12 protein-coding genes and 1 pseudogene are annotated in these 17,500 nt (G+C 58.9%); 1 reads left to right on the top strand and 12 read right to left on the bottom strand.

All coding sequences use genetic code 11. The annotated features are described in order from the left end of the window. Window positions 1–12: 12 nt before the first annotated feature. The 9 genes from OB2597_RS03720 to OB2597_RS03685 form a co-directional block, all read right to left on the bottom strand. Window positions 13–2,184 carry a DEAD/DEAH box helicase gene (locus tag OB2597_RS03720; protein WP_009804182.1) on the bottom strand — a complete coding sequence of 724 codons (2,172 nt, stop codon included), beginning with the start codon at window positions 2,182–2,184 and terminating at the stop codon, window positions 13–15. Between the two features lie 5 nt (window positions 2,185–2,189). Further along, entirely contained in the window at window positions 2,190–3,497 is a 1,308-nt protein-coding gene (locus tag OB2597_RS03715) for an ATP-binding protein (protein ID WP_040609055.1), read from the bottom strand. Beyond that, the gene (locus OB2597_RS03710; protein ID WP_086000828.1) at window positions 3,490–6,018 is read right to left on the bottom strand and encodes a tellurite resistance TerB family protein; all 2,529 of its coding nucleotides are present in this window, start codon (window positions 6,016–6,018) and stop codon (window positions 3,490–3,492) included. Before OB2597_RS03710 ends, OB2597_RS03715 begins: the two co-directional genes overlap by 8 nt. Before the next feature lie 116 nt (window positions 6,019–6,134). Next, window positions 6,135–7,466: a Fic family protein gene (locus OB2597_RS03705; protein ID WP_082852024.1), complete on the bottom strand. Its 1,332-nt coding sequence runs from the start codon at window positions 7,464–7,466 to the stop codon at window positions 6,135–6,137. Window positions 7,467–7,747: 281 nt separating this feature from the next. After that, window positions 7,748–8,362, bottom strand: a complete 615-nt coding sequence (gene scpB / locus OB2597_RS03700; RefSeq protein ID WP_040609054.1) for an SMC-Scp complex subunit ScpB — start codon at window positions 8,360–8,362, stop codon at window positions 7,748–7,750. Window positions 8,363–8,364: 2 nt separating this feature from the next. After that, window positions 8,365–9,249 carry a DUF1403 family protein gene (locus tag OB2597_RS03695; protein ID WP_040609052.1) on the bottom strand — a complete coding sequence of 295 codons (885 nt, stop codon included), beginning with the start codon at window positions 9,247–9,249 and terminating at the stop codon, window positions 8,365–8,367. A 145-nt stretch (window positions 9,250–9,394) separates the two neighbouring features. Then, the gene (locus OB2597_RS21220; protein ID WP_231886317.1) at window positions 9,395–10,396 is read right to left on the bottom strand and encodes a TniQ family protein; all 1,002 of its coding nucleotides are present in this window, start codon (window positions 10,394–10,396) and stop codon (window positions 9,395–9,397) included. A 62-nt stretch (window positions 10,397–10,458) separates the two neighbouring features. Continuing rightward, window positions 10,459–11,400, bottom strand: coding sequence for a TniB family NTP-binding protein (locus OB2597_RS03690; RefSeq protein WP_009804176.1), 942 nt, complete (start codon window positions 11,398–11,400; stop codon window positions 10,459–10,461). Further along, window positions 11,391–13,034, bottom strand: coding sequence for a Mu transposase C-terminal domain-containing protein (locus tag OB2597_RS03685; RefSeq protein ID WP_040609051.1), 1,644 nt, complete (start codon window positions 13,032–13,034; stop codon window positions 11,391–11,393). Before OB2597_RS03685 ends, OB2597_RS03690 begins: the two co-directional genes overlap by 10 nt. 101 nt (window positions 13,035–13,135) lie before the next feature. Here OB2597_RS03685 and OB2597_RS03680 point away from each other — a divergent pair, with 101 nt between their 5' ends. Continuing rightward, window positions 13,136–14,251, top strand: coding sequence for a tyrosine-type recombinase/integrase (locus tag OB2597_RS03680; protein ID WP_009804174.1), 1,116 nt, complete (start codon window positions 13,136–13,138; stop codon window positions 14,249–14,251). A 12-nt stretch (window positions 14,252–14,263) separates the two neighbouring features. Here the strand turns inward: OB2597_RS03680 and repC are convergent, their stop codons facing one another. From repC to OB2597_RS03665, 3 genes and pseudogenes are all read right to left on the bottom strand, one after another. Then, window positions 14,264–15,544, bottom strand: coding sequence for a plasmid replication protein RepC (gene repC, locus OB2597_RS03675; protein ID WP_084658586.1), 1,281 nt, complete (start codon window positions 15,542–15,544; stop codon window positions 14,264–14,266). Window positions 15,545–15,770: 226 nt separating this feature from the next. Next, complete coding sequence (locus OB2597_RS03670) at window positions 15,771–16,793, bottom strand: ParB N-terminal domain-containing protein (RefSeq protein WP_037207731.1); 1,023 nt, start codon at window positions 16,791–16,793, stop codon at window positions 15,771–15,773. Next, window positions 16,790–17,500: pseudogene (locus OB2597_RS03665) on the bottom strand (ParA family protein); the annotation flags it as partial. The gene OB2597_RS03670 and the pseudogene OB2597_RS03665, both read right to left, overlap by 4 nt.

Raw genomic sequence — 17,500 nt, 5'->3', positions numbered from 1 at the left:
TTACCGCACACGTTATGCCGGGAAGATTCTACCGACCATCGCGGTAAGAGTATCGGGCTCAAGCCTCGAAGATAATGCATCCAACTCCAAGAGGGGCAGCGACAGGTACGGATGAAACTTCTCCGACATGAGGTTCCCTGCTCCCGAGAACAGATCGACAGGTTCGCCGGATCGAATATGCACTAGTACCGTTTGAAGATCGGGGGTTTCGTCTCCGGCCTCCAGCAGCAGGAACCCGTCATGTTGTTCGACCGAAAACCCTTCGCTTCTGAGTGCGAGCGCGAGGGTTGATGTCTTCACCGTCCCGACCCGCGTCGCAATGACTAATGTATGCTCGCCGATGCTGTGTATGTTATTGGCCCTAAACCCCAGCTGTTCATAGTGAGCACGCGCTTCCTCGAGCATCATCAGAGAGACTGTATCCATGTAAGCTGGACTGGCATTCCCCTCGAGCACCGCGAACATTCGGTCGATCACTTTGTCATGAATGTCCCCTGCATCGCCGCCGAAGACGGGAGGCACACCAGCCTTCGCGGGTTTGACGACGATGACCTTTTCACGATCATGGATTTCTTGAACCATCCAACGCCTACCAGAAAAAATCAGCAGCATCCCGGGAGCAAGAACATTGTCGATTGGCAGGGTTCCAAGATCTCGCCCCTCCGCAACCAAGCGGAATTCTTCAGGTGTCTGGAACACCGCATAGAAACTGTAATGCTCAACCAGCTTTTCGCCAGTCTGTCCCAAAAGTAACAGCCCGCTGCCGGCCTGTTCGATCAAGCCGGTTTCTGGGTTGCCAATCGCACGCAACACGTCTGCAAAGATTTCGGTTGTAACCTTCCGAAAGGGGCCTTCGCGGCAGAGCACGTTGTAGACCACGCTTGCAGTCGCACCGCCGCGCTGCGCTATGACTGACAGTATCTGATGGACGAGCGTCGAGAGATGAAGCGCCTGCGGTTTTGGCGGTTCGCACCAGCCTTCCAACAGCAGATCTATCATCGCGATAGACCTGATCAGGCCGAGGCGAAGACGATCCACGAAACTGCTCTCCGGCGCCAACTTGGCTTCGACAGCATACTGCCTCAGAATGGCCGGTTGTCCTTCACGCCGGCCTGACCGGCCAAGCCGTTGTCGCAACGCCGCGACGCTGAATGGCGCACCGATTTGGGCCACGCAAGTCACGTCACCGATGTCGATTCCAAGCTCGAGCGTCGACGTGCAAACGGCGGTCGTCGGCTTCGCAGGATCCTTCAAGCGCCGCTCAACGAAGTCACGGTGTTCTCGGGAGAGGCTCGCGTGGTGGGGATAGAATTCCTGTGGCAGGTGCTCCCGTTCGCAAAGCTCCCGCAACCGATCTGCGTAGATCTCGACCCGTTGGCGCGCTCCGGCGAAGACCAGATTGTCGCTGCCTCGAAGGTGTTTGAAAAGATGGGCTGCTATCGCGTCCGTTGCGGATGGGCTGTTTTCATCCTCATCGCCTGAGAGGTAGCCGCGAAGCTGAAGCTTCAATTCTGCCTCGCCGCCATCTGCTTCGATCAGCTGGACAGAGCTTGCTGCGTCAGGGCGAAGATAGGCCTTGGCGAGGTCCATGTCGCCTAGCGTAGCTGACAGACCTATCCGACGGATTGGGCGCTTTATCGCGAGCTCGAGCCTTGTGAGCAGTGAACGAAGCTGGACACCGCGTTCGCTATCCAGAACCGTATGCAGTTCGTCGATCACGACCGCCCGCGTGGCCCCAAATAGGCGGGCAATTTCCAAACCGCGACGAATGAAAAGCGCTTCAAGGGACTCTGGGGTTATCAGCAGGATCCCTTTTGGAGATTTCAACGCGCGCGTCTTGATCGATTGCGAGACATCCCCGTGCCAGGGAACAACCGGTAGCTCTGCTTCCTGGCACATGCCCTCCAGCCGCATGGCCTGGTCCGTGATCAAGGCTTTCAGCGGACCGATGTAGAGCAGGTCGAAACCGGTGCCGCCCGACGGCGCGTCAAGCACCTGTGAAATCAACGGCAGGAACGCCGCCTCCGTCTTTCCGCCCGCCGTAGAAGCTGCAACGATTAAATCGGCATTGGTTTCGTAGATCGTCCGGATGGATCGCGCCTGGATGTCGCGAAGTTCGCGCCAACCTTTCTGGCGTATCCATTTCTGCACAGGCCTCGCCAGTTTGTCGAACGCACTGCTCATCGGCGTCAGAGCTTGAAGCTGATCAGGTCATCGTCACCGGGGTCTTGGGCGCCAGTCGACTCGTCTACCTCTGTCATGTCTTCGCCGAGGTCTTCGGACACCTCGATCTTTTCGATCAGATCACTCCACTCGACGCCGGGGTTTTGCTCGAGCACGGAAAGCAGGTTCACAAATGCGGTCACCGTGTTCCGCGGGGTGCGGAAGTAAGCTTCACCGATCCGGTCAGAACAATGCGCCATGAAGGCCTCGAGCGCGTCGTCCTGTAAAGCTCCAGCATCTTCCTGCATGATCCGCCGGACATTGGTCAAAAGAACGAAAAGGTCTTCCGGGGTGAGGCTGGCCAGCCGGACAACCGGTCCAGAAAGGTCGATCAATCCGTCTCGCGCGAAGGTGTTCTCGGCCAAACGCGACTGAAGGGCTTCATAGCTATAGAGCCCACGACGGGTGTTCATCAGAAACTCCGGAGTCCCGCCCATGAGAAATCCGAGGTTCTCGGCACTGCCCTGCAGCACATCATTCAGGATCCGGAGGATCTGTTCGTAGTTTGCATTGCGGGCCTGCGACGATGTGAGCTTGTAGAGGTTCACCATCTCGTCGAGGCCAACCAGCAATCCTTTATATCCGGCCTCGCACACGAATGCCGACATCAGCTTCAGATGGTCATAGACACTGGCGTCGTCGATGATCGTTCGTACGCCAAGTGCTTTGCGCGCGTCGGTGCGTGTCGCGAATTCACCGCGCAGCCACCTCAGGGCTGCGGATTTCAGCTCGTCGTCGCCTGTTTCATGGCCTTCCCAATATCGACGGATGACTTCCGCGAACTCAAACCCCCCGGTGAGTTCTTCGAAGTGGCCAAGGCGTTCACGGATGACAGACCCTGTTGGCAAATCCCGTTCTTCAGCGTCTCGGTGGGCCTGGCTGACAAAACGCTCCACGACGCTGGCCAACGCCCCACCATCGGGCTTTGTCCGCGTCGAGAGGTTTCGGGCCATCTCGGCATACAGCCCTCGGGCTTGTCCGCCGGTCGCGTGAATGCGCCGATCTGGCGCTAGATCCGCGAACATCACGACTAGGCCTTTCTCCAGAGCCACGAGGCGGATCAGGTTCATGAAGAACGTCTTGCCCGATCCGTATTCCCCGATGATGAACCGGATCGCCGATCCGCCATCGGATATCCGGTCCATGTCCTTGACGAGCTCTTCAATCTCTCGGACGCGGCCAACCTGAATATGGCGCAAACCGAGTTTGGGCACGACCCCGGCCCGAAGCGCCTGTACAATTGCATCGCGCTCACGTGGTTTCAACTTAGACATCCCTGCCCTCCGCACTCATCTTTTCTTTTACCGCCTCCGCAATCTCCAGAGACACGTCATATCCATCATACTCGTCGAGCAGCGCTTCGTCGTAGGTCTCAAAAGCCCATTCATTCACGACTTCCAAAGCCCCGGACGCCATCAAGCCATGCGAGGCGCAGATCGTCTCGAACTCGGTCTCAGACCAATGCTCCCGAGTCAGAAGTTCGAGGACGAGGGCGCCGTGTTTCTGGTCAAGCCCTGCCAGCTGGCTTTGGCTGGCAGGCCCAGGGGCACCGTTTTCTTCCTCTTCGACGTCGAAAATCTGCCCCAGGACGGACGACACGCGCTCGGTGTCCGAACGGATTGCTGCGATCCGCGAAGCGTCGAGTTTCGGTCCGCTGGCTTTTTCAAGCGCGGGTATCGCTTCGCCCGGGCGACCCGGTTGCGACGCGCGAACAGTGCGTGGACCATCCGCAACTTCGCCAGCATGCAGGTCGGCGTAGGCAAGCGCAGGATCAAGGCCCAAAGCCTTATAGATATTCTCGATGCTTGCGACTTCGTCGGAGTGAATAATGCCATCGGCATGTGCTGCACCGACCAGCGCTGCTCGCATAGCGGCTTGGCTGTCTTGGCCCACCTCCTTCAGTTTGCGCCGCAGAAGCGTCATGTCCGGCGGCACGGCCAGGAACCATTCAAGGTTTGCACGTAGCCTGCGGCGTTCCTGATCGCTGAGTGCCGCGGCTGCAACTTGCTCTTCCAACGCCCTGCGTTCAGGCTCCGCGATGCGACCATCCGCATGGGCGACGAACGACCCAAGTGCCAATTCGATCAAGGCGCTTCGATAGCTGTCGGAAACGTCCTCCAGTCTTTCGATGGGTTCGCCCAGACGAAACAGCACAACAGGCTCCTCCGCCTTGGGCGACCGGAGCGCAAACCGAGGGTCGGGCGCCAGACCGAAACCGAGGCGCGCGAGCGCGTCGGCCGCTCCTGTCATCTGCCGTTTCCCGATCTTCTCGCTCGTTTCTCCCTCCAGACGTCCGATCACCTCCTCAAGCGGCACCAATCCCCCCCGATCGACGATAGTGCTTGCCCAAGATTTCAAGCGGTCCATTTCCTCTGATGGGAAGGCATCCCACAGTTCAGAGGGTAGCAAGGCATGCGCTTCCACGCTTCCGCGGCCATCAGGGTTTCGGCCCAGGAAGCGACTGAGCTTGTCGAGGTCGTTCATCACCTCGTCAGCCAACTCCTGGGCAATCTCGACCGGTTTGCGCAGACCGGAAATATCCGGGACCGGCTTGCCATCAACGGTTGGGTTGGCAGACCCCTCAAACTCGCTCGAGGCGGCCCTATAAGAAGCCGTGAGTGATTTCCGGGGTTTGGTCACTTTCAGTCCATCAGGAAAACGCCGATCAAACCGCAAACGGAAAAGAGCAACGAACTCGTCACGGCACCGCGTCGCGGGAGTTCTCAGATTTGTTTCCGGATGGCAGATGAACCAACTCAGCAACCAGTCAGCTGTCAGGTTCTCGCCTTTGTCGATCCGAGCTCCGATTGCGTATTTGAGTGAGAACGGAAGTTCCCAGCCCTGCTTCTCAAAAATCGGATCGATCGCGTCGAGGTCGGTTTCGGCAAGCATCGCTATGTCGAGGAACTCACCCAAATAGCGCCTGACGGAGTGGTTGTCAGGGTAAAGTGACTGCAGCCGCCGAACTTCCTGGACGATATCCTTTGCGTCTTCATTGGACTGATCAACGAAGAAGCGACGCTCCAGCCCGTAGAAGTACAGGAACATGTAGCCGGGGTTGTAGGAGGCATCGTTTCGCCCGCTGGCCAACCAGTCGAGGTAGGTCGCCCGGCACTGAGGTGAGATATCCGAGTACCCCGGCCAGTAGGGCATACCTTCTCCAGCTTTGTCGGCTCCAGAGCGCGCGACCGACAGGGACGGATCGATATAGGCTCGGCATTTGTCACGATACCCGTAGGTGTTCAGCAAGGGGGGCGTGCCGACATAGACCATCCCGCCGATGTTGCGGCCGGCCACGCTAGCTGTTTCGCTAGACGGGACCCACCCGCTTTTCGTTGGTCGGGACGATACGCTCGATGCCATTCGCGAGGGCTGATTTCGTTCAGCGGCCGCGGCAAGTGCCGGCGCCGCAGACTTTCCAGCCCGAACGATTTCAGCGTAGTCCTGCTTTGGTGGAGAGTAGGCCTGCACGGCAGCCGGTGCTTGAGACGCATTGGCTTCGCGAGTTCGTTCGCGCTCACGCTCGATACGCTTGTCGTTGGCACTTGGGCGCGGCACCGGCTCAGGTCGGGGGGGGTGGGTTTCGGAACTCCCCTCAGCTTGCGCCTTTGCAGCGACTTTCCGCGATCTCCGTTTTTCTTGCCACCAGACCAGAATGACGGGAACACCAAATGCAAACAGCATCTGGCCACCAACCGGCCAACCCTGAAGCATTATGGTCACCACGACCATGCATAAGAAAAAATACAGGGCGAGAAAGAATGTAATTCGGAAAAACTTGAGTATTGAAGACATTATCGGAACTCTCTCCGAACCACACTATTTTGGATGCCCATCATTGCAAAGACTATCGCAATGATTGAATGCGCTTTTGATGCGTAGACGTTCTTCGGTCCGGTTCGATCAACGATCTAGCGCAGGTTCACTCCTTTCAGGTCGTCTGGTTTCAGCCGATAGCGGATTACGTTGCCTTCATGGAGCCCAGCGATCTGCTCACGAACGTAAGCGACAACATCCGCTCGATCAGCATCGGGCACGCCAGCAGCCAAAGCCATCTCATCAACCGCATCGTTTCGGAACTCCTTGAATTCGAGAACGCAACGCCGGACCGCAGCGCGAACGAATTCCCGATAGGCAAGCGCAGCCTTTTCCGGGCTCTCCACCTCAGCGCGAAGAATTCGGTATTTCTCCGCAGACGCCAAGTACGCGTCCATGTAGACCTCACGCAGCAGCGCGACATTGTTCAATTCATAAACCCCGATGAGCCCATCGATATAGTCGCTGTCGTCCATCGTCGTGAACGACATCGGCGCAAGATCCGACTTTAGAAGTGGGATGTTCGAGGCCACGCGCGAGGTTCGCTTGTTGACGTCGGCAAAGGCCTGGAGGTACGGGATGTGCACCAAGAGGAAAAAGGACTGCTCGAACGGATCGGTGATCTGCGCAGCCTTGTGGAGCAGGATGTCGAACTCCTCTGCGATCGTGACCGCATCGTCGAGCGGTCGATAGCTCGAGTGCGAGATGCCGACCGGCATCGCTCGCAATCGGCCCGACATCGCCGGGTCCGCCAGAAGACCATCCGAGAGCAGCGCATGAATCGCGAACAGATCAGGACGCCGAAGCCCGATCTCATCGAGATTGTCGACCACATACTGGATAGCTTCCTTATGGTTTAGGATCATCAGGGCTTCTTTCCGATCCTTTCCCGCAGCTTCCTCACCAAACCTGATCAATCGCTCGGTCTGCAAAATATCGTAGGTGTTCCCCTCCATCCTGGACGACGCCCAACTGAGATCCACCAGAAGCTGTTCAAGGATCCGGCGCGCGTATGTTCCGGCCGGAATTGCGCCGCCCTGCGGACGGCCAGCCTCCAACAGGCTTTCGCGGTTAGGTGCAGACAGATACCAGGTCTTTCCCGGAACGTATGCATCGAGAAACTCCGGTCGATAGGACACCGGTGCTCGCCTGTTGTACGGCGTCGACAAATGCGCCCGAACGACCGCACCCCCGGCGATCCTGTATCCCGTGGCCCTACCCTTGCCAGATACCTCGAGGCGACCTTCTTCCACCATGCGCTTCAAGAGGCGCCATACAGTGGTTTCGCTCACATCCCTTGCAACGCCCTTCCGGATGGCATCGCGTCCGGCACCCGGGTTCTCGCCGACAAAGTCGAGAATGTCTTGATCCGACAAGGCCATGAAACGATATCCCGCAAGTGTGAAACGATTATGATATTGATACACCTACATTTTTCCTTGGCGCAAGTTTTTGTTTCACGGGTTTTGCAACGATTCAGGCGTTAGGAGGCAAAAGCCAACGTCGTCAAAAGGACGAAACGATTATCGCCTTGAAATAGTGAATATTTCTGAGGCTCCACATGAATCGTTGCACGACGAATGAAACGATAAGCGGAACAGCAGAGTCTAAATCAGGTATCAGCAACGGAAACCGGCAAGACTCGAAACCATCGGGGAGAAAACAGTGCTTTCACAGAGTCTTAGCACCCAACAAAATCGGCAACAGCTTAGCCAAAATCGACTTGTGGTACTTCGTCCACAACCCCCGCGTCCTCCAACTGCTCGCGATCGGGAAGATCGCGAAGGCTTTCCAACCCGAAGGCCAAAAGGAACTGTTCGGTGGTGACGAAGGTATAGGGCGCCCCTCGTCGCGGCGACCTTGGCCCTGTCCCGATCAGGTTGCGTGCATGGAGCCGCCCGATCAGATCGCGACTGATCTCCTTGCCGAAGATGTCCTTGAGTCCGTCGCGGGTGATCGGTTGATGGTAGGCGATGGCGGCCAAGACCGCGACGTCGAATTCGCTTAGGTCCAGCAGTTGGTCCCCGACATCTGCCGCCGCGCGGATTGCGGGCGCGTAGGTGGCGCGCGTGCGAAACATCCAGCCGCCAGCGACCTGCGCAACTTCAAAAGCCCGCCCCTCCAGATCGGCAGCGAGGTCCTCCACCAGCAAATCGACCGAGGCCCCCTGCCCCACCACCCGCGCCAGATCCTCGCGGGCGACCGGCGTGGCCGAGGCAAACAGCACCGCCTCAATCCGGCGCATCCATTCCCGCCAGCGCAGCTCGGGCGGCAGGTCCGTCAACGCGCGATCAAGCTCCGGTTCCAAGCGATCCTTCGCCATCGCTACACCCCGTAGAGCCGGAAAGTGTCGCGCCCGGTCAGCTCGCGCACCGCGCCGAGATCGACCAACCGGTCGCAGAGCCGCCGCGCCGCGCGATCCGGAAGCGGCAGCGCCGAGGGCGCCACGGCATCGCGGGTCAGGAACATTTCGACCGCATCATTTGCCCCCTTTGCCCGAAGTTTGGGCGCAATGGCCTTCAGATGCGCCACCCGACGCGCAAGGTCGGCGGCGAGACGCACGGCCTCTACTGCCGACGAGATGAGTGCGCGATGACAGGCCAGGCGCAGGTCATCGCCTTGCTTGCGCAGGTCGGCGCGTCTCAGGCCTGTGGCGAGCAGCGGCACAAGATGCTCCCAGCCAAGCGCTTGGGCGAGGGCCGCGTCGGCAAGGATAAACGCCGGCACGTCAGCGCGCGGCGCTTCCGTCAGGACCGTCTCCAGCACCATCGCGGCACGGGCTACCGGTGCGCCCTGCCCCGCATCGAGCCATGCTGCGATCGCGGCCTGCTCGAGGGTCGGCTCGGCTCGGCACAGCGCCTTGAGCGACACCGGTCGCTCCACCGCACGCCGCCAGGCCAGGAAGATTTCCCCCGCCGGTCCAGGCAGATCGCCCGGACGCAACAGATGCGCCGCGTCGCGCAACTCCCCTGCCCGCTCCGGCCGACCCGAAAACCCAACGCAAACCTCCGCCGCGCGCAGCGCCATCCGCTCCCGCAACAAGGCTTGGGGCACCTCTGCGCGTCCTAACACAACATGCAGGTGGTTGAGTGCCGCACCCGACAAAAACGTAACATCTTCAAGGGTTTCAGCACGCGCGGAGGTGACCCACGAGGGCATCCGGGGTAGTGTTTCAAGGTCGCTGATGGGGTCCGGTCGGGCGAATGTCATGCGTGAAGCCTATATCACCACGGCGCTTTCTACCACAGAATTAGAAAAAAACCGCCCCGCCTTGCGCGATCTACTTATGTCCAATAAGTTTGCATTATCGGACATCAAAAGATATGCTCCACGCCATGTCAGTGTCGCTTTAGTTTCATGGCCGGACTCGCCCAAAATCAGCCCTCTCGTCCTCGAAGTTTCCATTCCATCGGGGGACTGGGCTCTTGCTCAATCGCTGGACTCGTCTTGTGACGATGTCGATCGGGTCCTCTCCCTTGCTGATTGCTGCCCTGCGCCCGTAGGGTGCCCGCGGGATCGGCGCGGCACGTCTGAACAACCGCGCGGCCGCCTCAGGCATTGTCGCCATTGGAACCATCCGTTCTCCAAAGAGATCGCCAAGGATAACCAGCGTCAAGACACGCCATCGTACGGAAAGATGCTGGAGCGGGGCCGGCGCGCCTACGGCGGCTCGGGCCTCGAAAGGACAGTTCCATCCCTCTTGATCGAACCAAAGCGCCAAGACAGGACGCGCAGCACCCGCCCGATCAAGCGGTGCCCATAGCGCGCGTATTGTCCGCTCCAAGAGAGCCAGGTGACCCTTATCACCATTGATGATCCGCTCGACCTGCCGCTGAAACGTTAGAGTGCCCTCTGTAAATGCCGTGTCTGCACGATCCGCCCGCGCCCCTCCCCTGCCTGTGAGAAGACACTCGCATTTGGCGCAGAACACCCGAAGCAGACCCGTGCGCAACCTGAACGAAGTCCGCAGGTGGGCACCGCATTCAAGGCAGCGGTCCCGCAGCATCTCTTTGTGAACCGGGCAAACAACCCGTTCAACCAACCTCCAATCAGCCCGAATATAGGCGTCCCGCCCCACCGCGACATCCGCATCAAAGCAGGCAAAACATACGGATACACCTCCCCCTCTCGCACTCGAAATCCAATCGCGCGGCCGGTTGTGGTGCCTAAATTTCAATGAAAGGCGTTCGAGGCGCGCAGGATCGATCCTGCAGCCCCGCGCCCAAATCTTTAGTAGTTCCGGGTCAGGCGCTGTGTCATCAATCTGGCGTAGCAACGGTAGGGTATCCCTCTGCCCTGCCATATACGCCGTCATGTCAGGCACCTCCAAACCATAGCGAGAGGCGACCCGGACCATCCAAGAGGAGAGCAATTCATCCCGAAACGGGCGCGGCGCAACGGGAAGCCGGATCGCTGCTGTCATGCCGAAGCCTGGGGTTGCGGGGTTTGGCGCGGCCGACGGCGATTGCTCTGCGTCATCGACACCAGCGGCAGTACTAGATCATCTCCGAAACTCTTGGCGTCGAGTCTCTCCCGGCCAGAGTGAACGGCTGCTTCCGCCGCGGTCTCGATCAAACGGAATATGCGCGCCGTTACACCAGAGGTCAGCGCATGGACCCGTGCCCTGGTCGCGGTGCCCGTCAGATCGGACGGCTCGCGCAGCGGCAGGATGTGCCCGAGGCTTTTCAGAAGTCCGGCAAAGACGGCATCGTTCTTCCAGGGCTTGAGGTGAAACGCTTCGAACCGCTCCGCCAATTGCGCATCCGTCAGCAATGCCTGGCGGGCGAGGTCGGTCCCTGCGCAGACCAGGGGAATCCGCAGATCGTTGGCGAGGAATCTTATGGCATTGAGGAAAATCCGCTGCTGCCTATATGTCCCGGCCAGCATGCCGTTCACCTCGTCGAGAATGATCATCTTCGCCCCGACCGTTCGCAGCAGCGAGCGGCAGACATCTTTCTCGCGGGCCAATGTGCCCCCGGCCATTGCCGGCGCGCCCATACTGGACAGCAATTCGCGGTAAAGATCCCGCTCGATCGGCTCGGAGGGTACTTGTGCAACCACCACTGGGCGATGATCGACGCCGGTTACCTGACAGAACTTTGGCGGGTGATCACGTTCAAACTTGCGCACGATCTTGGTCTTACCCATGCCTGTGTCGCCATAGATCAGCAGACAGGGCATCCGGTCGCGCGGCGGATAGGTAAGCAAGTTTTCAAGGCGTCCAAGCGCCAATCCCGCCTGATCGAAGCCGATCCAGCGGTCAGCCCTGATCCAGGCAATACGCTCTTCGTCCGAAAGGGCAGCGAACCGTCGATAGTTCGGATCGAGATGTGCGAACTCCCCTGCCCCGCTCACGACCATTCCTCCACTTCGAAACTGGGCACATTGAGGATGTCACCAGATTCTGCATGTTCAAGGTCGTTTTCTTCGATCGCGGCAGGCTCGACGTTAGCCAGTGCCCGATCTCGCCGTTCCGCAAATCGTCTGGCTTCCCGCGTTTTGCCTGATGCGGCATCAACCAAGGCCCGCTGCTCTTCGATCACTGCGAAAATCAGCTCTTCGTCCTCTAGCGATCGACCCCGCTGGCGCAGAACTGTCTGCGCGCGGCGATGCTCTGCCAAAGTGATCGGAGGGTGCCGCAGATCGGCAAACCGCACAGGGTATCGCTGACCATCCGGGCCCCGCACGAACACGGTGGACAGGTCCCGTGGATCGTAGGACACACGCAACTGTCGCCCCTGCCTGCCAGCCCAAATACTCAGAACATCGTCCCAGTATCTTAGGCCGAACAGGTGGATACCATCGCGGCGCACCATACGTTCGACAGCAGGCAGAAAGTCGATCCGAAACCCTTCTGGATCATAGGGGTGTCGCAAGGCCGCATCGCGTCTCTGAACGGCCTCCTGCCAAGCCGCAATCGGTGGAATACCCAAGGATCGGTGCCGTTCAGCATGATAACGGGTGATTTCAAGAGCAAACCACCGCTCCAGCTCATCCAGCGTCATCGACGAATTTGCTACAGAGTCATAGTCACCACGGTCTTTGATGTTGCTAAATGTCGACCCGGGCAGCAAATGTGCCGCCCCCATCATCGTTCCGATCAGCCGCTCGATATGACCGCCGTAATGTGGCGATCCGATCGGTCGGTACTGCAGCGAAATCCCATGTTCTTCAGCACCACGCCGCATTGCCTTTGAGCGGAACTCCTTGGCGTTATCGACATGAATGGTCTCAGGTAACCCCGACGTCGGCCAGTTTGCATCAATGCCCAAACCGTCCAGCCAATCCAGTTTGGGCTGCACAAGATGTTGGACCGCCAAAGAAACCGACAAGGCTGATGGCGGTTCCAGTGTCAGATAAAACCCAGCAACCATACGGCTGGCAATGTCGATGGCCAGCGTCACCCAAGGCCTTTGCAGGGGCTTGCGGTGGGAACGGTCTACAACGATGACATCCACCAAAGTGTGATCGATCTGGACAACCTCGAAAGCCCGCTCAATCCGATAGGTTCCGGCGACAGGATGATAACGACTACGGGCTGCCTGGGCCCCCTCGCGGGCCGCCACCAATTCGGCAGGGTCTATCGCGGCTACACGGTCGCGGACAGAGTTCCAGCACGGAGCGCGCAGGCCCTGTTGACCGCAACGCCTGCGCACTTCCTTGTACAACGCATTGATGCTCGGCTTCTGACGGGACTTGAAGAAGTCCTCAATTGCCGCTGCAATCACGGCCTCGATCGCTGCCGGCAACCGCCTGCTGCCCGTTTGGGTCCCCGGCGCGCCTGTCAGGAGAGAACTGGTGATCGGCCGCGCCTTATAAGCTCTGATTAGATCGTAAAGACGGGATCGTTTGAGACCAAGTTCCCGGCAGGCCGAGAGGAATTCGCGGCGATTAGGTTTGGCCATGCTCGCCAGCCTTCGTATCACTCCTTCACGCGCAACCGCCTGTTCCCATGCCGCATCATCTACGGCGTTGATGTCTGAGCGATCCACCATGGCCAAAACCCACAAAAAGGTATCTTATGTCCGATAATGAAACTATAATCCGGGAATGAAACAGAAACATGAATATAATAATATCAATGGGTTAGATTCCAATGATGAAACAAGAACGACAGTCAGAAAACAACGAGAAATCGATCTCAAAGCCGCCAAATGGGCCTTCGGTCAGCGAGAACAACGAGAGAGATCATCCCAGCAGCGAGGCTTTGAGCCTTCCTTCCTTTGTGGCTGGTTCAGGCACGCTCGATCGGCTGGTGGATACCGCGCGCGACTATGCGCGCGCCGCGGCCTCGGACAATACGCTGAAGGCCTATGCGAAAGACTGGGCGCATTTCGCGCGCTGGTGCCGGATGAAGGGCGCGGAGACTCTGCCCCCGTCGCCCGAAATGATCGGGCTCTACCTTGCGGACCTGGCGTCCGGAGCGGGCCCCTCCCCTGCCCTATCGGTCAGCACCATCGACCGCCGCCTGTCGGGCCTTGCCTGGAACTATGCGCAGCGCGGCTTTGCCCTCGATCGCAAGAACCGCCATATCGCCACCGTGCTGGCCGGGATCAAACGCAAACACGCCCGTCCGCCGGTGCAAAAGGAAGCGATCCTGGCCGATGACATCCTTGCGATGGTGGCCACCCTGCCTTTTGACCTGCGCGGCCTCAGGGATCGCGCGATCCTGCTGCTGGGCTACGCCGGCGGCCTTCGTCGCTCGGAAATCGTCAGCCTCGATGTCCACAAGGACGACACGCCGGACTCGGGCGGCTGGGTTGAAGTGTTCGACAAGGGCACCCTGCTCACCCTCAATGCCAAGACCGGCTGGCGCGAGGTCGAGATCGGCCGCGGCTCCAAGGATCAGACCTGCCCTGTCCATGCGCTCGAACAATGGCTGCACTTCGCCAAGATCGACTTTGGCCCAATCTTTGTCGGCACCTCGCGGGACGGCAAGAAGGCGCTGGAGACACGCCTCAACGACAAACACGTCGCGCGCCTGATCAAGCGCACCGTGCTCGACGCCGGCATCCGGTCGGACCTGCCTGAGAAAGACCGCCTGGCGCTGTTCTCCGGCCATTCGTTGCGCGCCGGTCTCGCCAGCTCCGCCGAAGTCGACGAGCGCTACGTCCAGAAACACCTCGGCCACGCTTCCGCCGAGATGACCCGCCGCTATCAGCGCCGCCGGGACCGGTTCCGGGTGAACCTGACCAAAGCCGCCGGTCTCTGAGCCCCTGCCCTATCACGCCGCCTGCCCACTGAGCCTACCATAGAAGCTGCGCTCGAGATGCAGCTCCCCTGCCCCGGCCTTCTCGACCATGCCCCGCAGATAGCCGCCCGGCGAGGCAACCTCGCCCGCACTGTGCTTCTCGAAGACGAGGGCAAACGCGGCCGTGGCCACCTGGGTGCCCATTCGGTCCTGCGCCACGTTCCAGGCATGCTCAGAGATCCCGATCATCGGCCTGAGTTGACCGGCAACCCGGTGCAGATCGCCCCAATCTTTCAGGAATCCACCCAAATTCCGCGCCCAGGATGCGAATTCCGGACAGGCCTGCATGATTGTCGGCAGATCGAGCGCTGTCCGCTTCTTGCGTACCTCGGCAACCCAGTCTTCCAGCTCCCTATCAACCTGATCTTCGGGCTGAGCATTGGGCACCACGACTGCGACTTCCTCATTTTCTGAGGAATTACGAGTTACAGGATTAAGTTGGTTTGTAATTAGTATATGAGGTTCAGAAATGACCTCCCTGGGGTTCATTTCTTGAGTCTTCTTCGTGACTTGGGCGTGTTTATCATCGGTGTTTTCCACAGGTTTTGTCGCAACAGTCGCCTTAAGATAAGCCGCCTCGACCCGTTCTTGGAGTTCCTTGAACCATGCCAATAGCCGCTCCAACTGCTCTGAAGCTTCATGACGGCGCGGAAGTCGTTCCAGAAGCTCCTCAAAAAGCCCCGTGAATTGCCTCCAGGGCCCACGCAGAGCGCTGCTGAGAGCTGCCTCGATCCGGGCTCGGATCATCCGGCGCGCCACAGTGATCTGGCGCTTCAGGCGTAGGCAGAGCTCGCGTTCAGCCTGCAACTCAGCATGAAGCTCCTCGAACTCCTCGACACGGGCTGAGAGCGGCGACAGATCGAAGCCATAGGCCTCGACGATGCGGCCATCGACGTCTCTGCGGCCCCACCGCTTGCCATTGGGGCTATCCTGGAAGGAGATCACGCCGATCTCAGCAAGGCGCCGCGCGTGGCGCTTGAGGGCAGACAGCGAAAAACCCGTTTGCTCCATCAGATAGGCGTTCGACGCCCAGACGATCGGACGCTGCCCCTCCTCCCAGTCCTGGGCCTGGGTAAAGGCCCCGAGCGTGTCGAGGAGCAACATGTCTCCGGCCTTCAAGCCGATATGTGCCCCCACGCGCTTAAGTGCCACGAATGCCCGTGTTTTGGGTACTGCTACCCGTTCACCGGCTTGGGCAAGTTGCTCAGCAACCCCAAGACCCGGTGTCGGCTTGCGCCAACCTGTATGTTTCATGCCTGTATCTCACCTCCGTTTATGTGGAGGCAAAAGAAAGCCGTTCGCTCAGGAGCGTTCGTCGTTGACAGTGAATCCTGCGAGACTTATCTTGAAGGTGACCAAACCATTAAGATCAGCTCTCAGGCCACACCGCTTGGGGGCTTTTCTTTTGCCTTTATTTCGATTGTCGTTCCTTTTTGCTCCTTGCCTCGTCGTTCTGGAGGATATGTCGCTGACATTGTCGTCAGTCGGTTTCCTTCCCCGAACCTTCGGCGCTCAAGTAGTCGGCGACTAAATCTCCGAGCTTCTCGAGACGCTCTTGGTCTATCGGCACACCTGCAACCTTGATGGATAGGTTTCCATCGACTGAAGTCGCCGAAAGATTTCGGTTGCCCACCTTGCGTTTGACCGTGAGCTTTCTGGGCTTTGCCTTCGGTTTGAGCTTGGGTTTGTTCACCCTCTCCAAGCTCGCTAAGGCTCCCTGCAAATCACGAAAGCTCATGTCGTAGACATTCTTGAACGCGTTCAAGATCTGATCCTGCGCAGCGAAAACAGACCTCGCTCGTGAGACTAGGCTCTCATGCACGCCAATTTTCTTTGCGAAGGCCACAGCTGTCAGCTTGTCTGCCCCAGAAGCCAACGTTTCATACATTTCACCAATCGAAACCAAACGCTCAAATGGGCTAAGATTCTCGCGCTCCTCATTCTCGCGGAACCGCAGAAACAACATCTCAAACTTGCTGTTCTCGGCGTTTCGCGCTTCCGGCGAAGCGAGGATTGCACGAAGAGGTAAACCCAACTCCGACGCGGCCGCCAGTCGGCGGCGTCCTGTAAGCATGACAAATGGAACACCAGTGACGTTCGACGGCTCCAACGGATCCGGCTCCCAATCCGGATCCTCGGGCCACACCAGAATGGGTGTGTCCTGCCCGTTCGAGGCAATGCTGTTTACCAGAGACCTGAATGCTTCCTGGGACATCCAGTCTTGACGGCGGTCTGTCCCCATCGGATCTGATATCTGGTCTGGCGACAGGCTTATTTCGTGGCGGCCGTTTAAGATATCCGAACAAAGCTCAGCTCTGCTTCGCTCCACAGCGGCTTGCGATTGCGCAAGCGCCCCTGATTTCCAAGCACTGCCGGCCCCCTTGAAAGGAGTAGAAACAGCGTCGCCCGTTTCTGCCCGGCCTTCGGGACCGGGCGTGCGCTCCTTGGATGTGTCGGGACTAGTAGCCTTGCTGACCAGCGACCTTGGAATACTGCGTTTCATGCTTCACCCTCGCCGTCATCTTCATAGAACTCGTCCATCCATGTATTGGCATAACCGCGTTCGAAGCCCGGCCAGAGTCGCGATACTATGGCGTCGTTAACCGCATCGGCATTCGTGATGAACCGGTTGATCCCCTTGCGTTTTCCCGGCGTGTCCGGCTCATATTCGTATACGGATTGATAGACGTCCGACGCATTCGAGATTGCGTCGGAACGCAGATAAAACACCGGCAGAATTTCCGTGGGGCAGTGTTCCAGCAGGTTTCCGATGTGGTTTAGATCCTGCGCATTGGATCGTTGGACGATCGTCGGCAACAGCATGTTGGCACCAGTTCCTATTTCGATCCGTTCATGGGCCAGAATATGCTGAAGCATCCCCAGCAGGCCGGTCACAAAGGTCGACAGCGTTGCGATGTCAAACCCCTTCATGGTTTGCGGGATGACCAGCGAAGTCGACGCAATCACGTTATTCAGCTGGAAAAGTGTCAACGCAGGCTGATAGTCGATGATGATGACATCGAGGGTCTCGGTCAGCGCAGCGTTCAGTCGCTGCTGATCGACCTTGCCCTCGACTACCAATTCGTTGGGGCAGCGTTTTTGGCGGGTGGCCCGCTTTCCAGCGATCAAGGGCATCGCGCACGTAGCGATAGAAGCTCTTTCCGGCGGGGGCCTCTCGCACAAGGCGCGCAATCTGGATCTCTCCCTCAG

This window comes from Pseudooceanicola batsensis HTCC2597, from assembly GCF_000152725.1.
GTDB lineage: Bacteria > Pseudomonadota > Alphaproteobacteria > Rhodobacterales > Rhodobacteraceae > Pseudooceanicola > Pseudooceanicola batsensis.
This window is presented reverse-complemented; position numbering and strand designations above follow the sequence as displayed.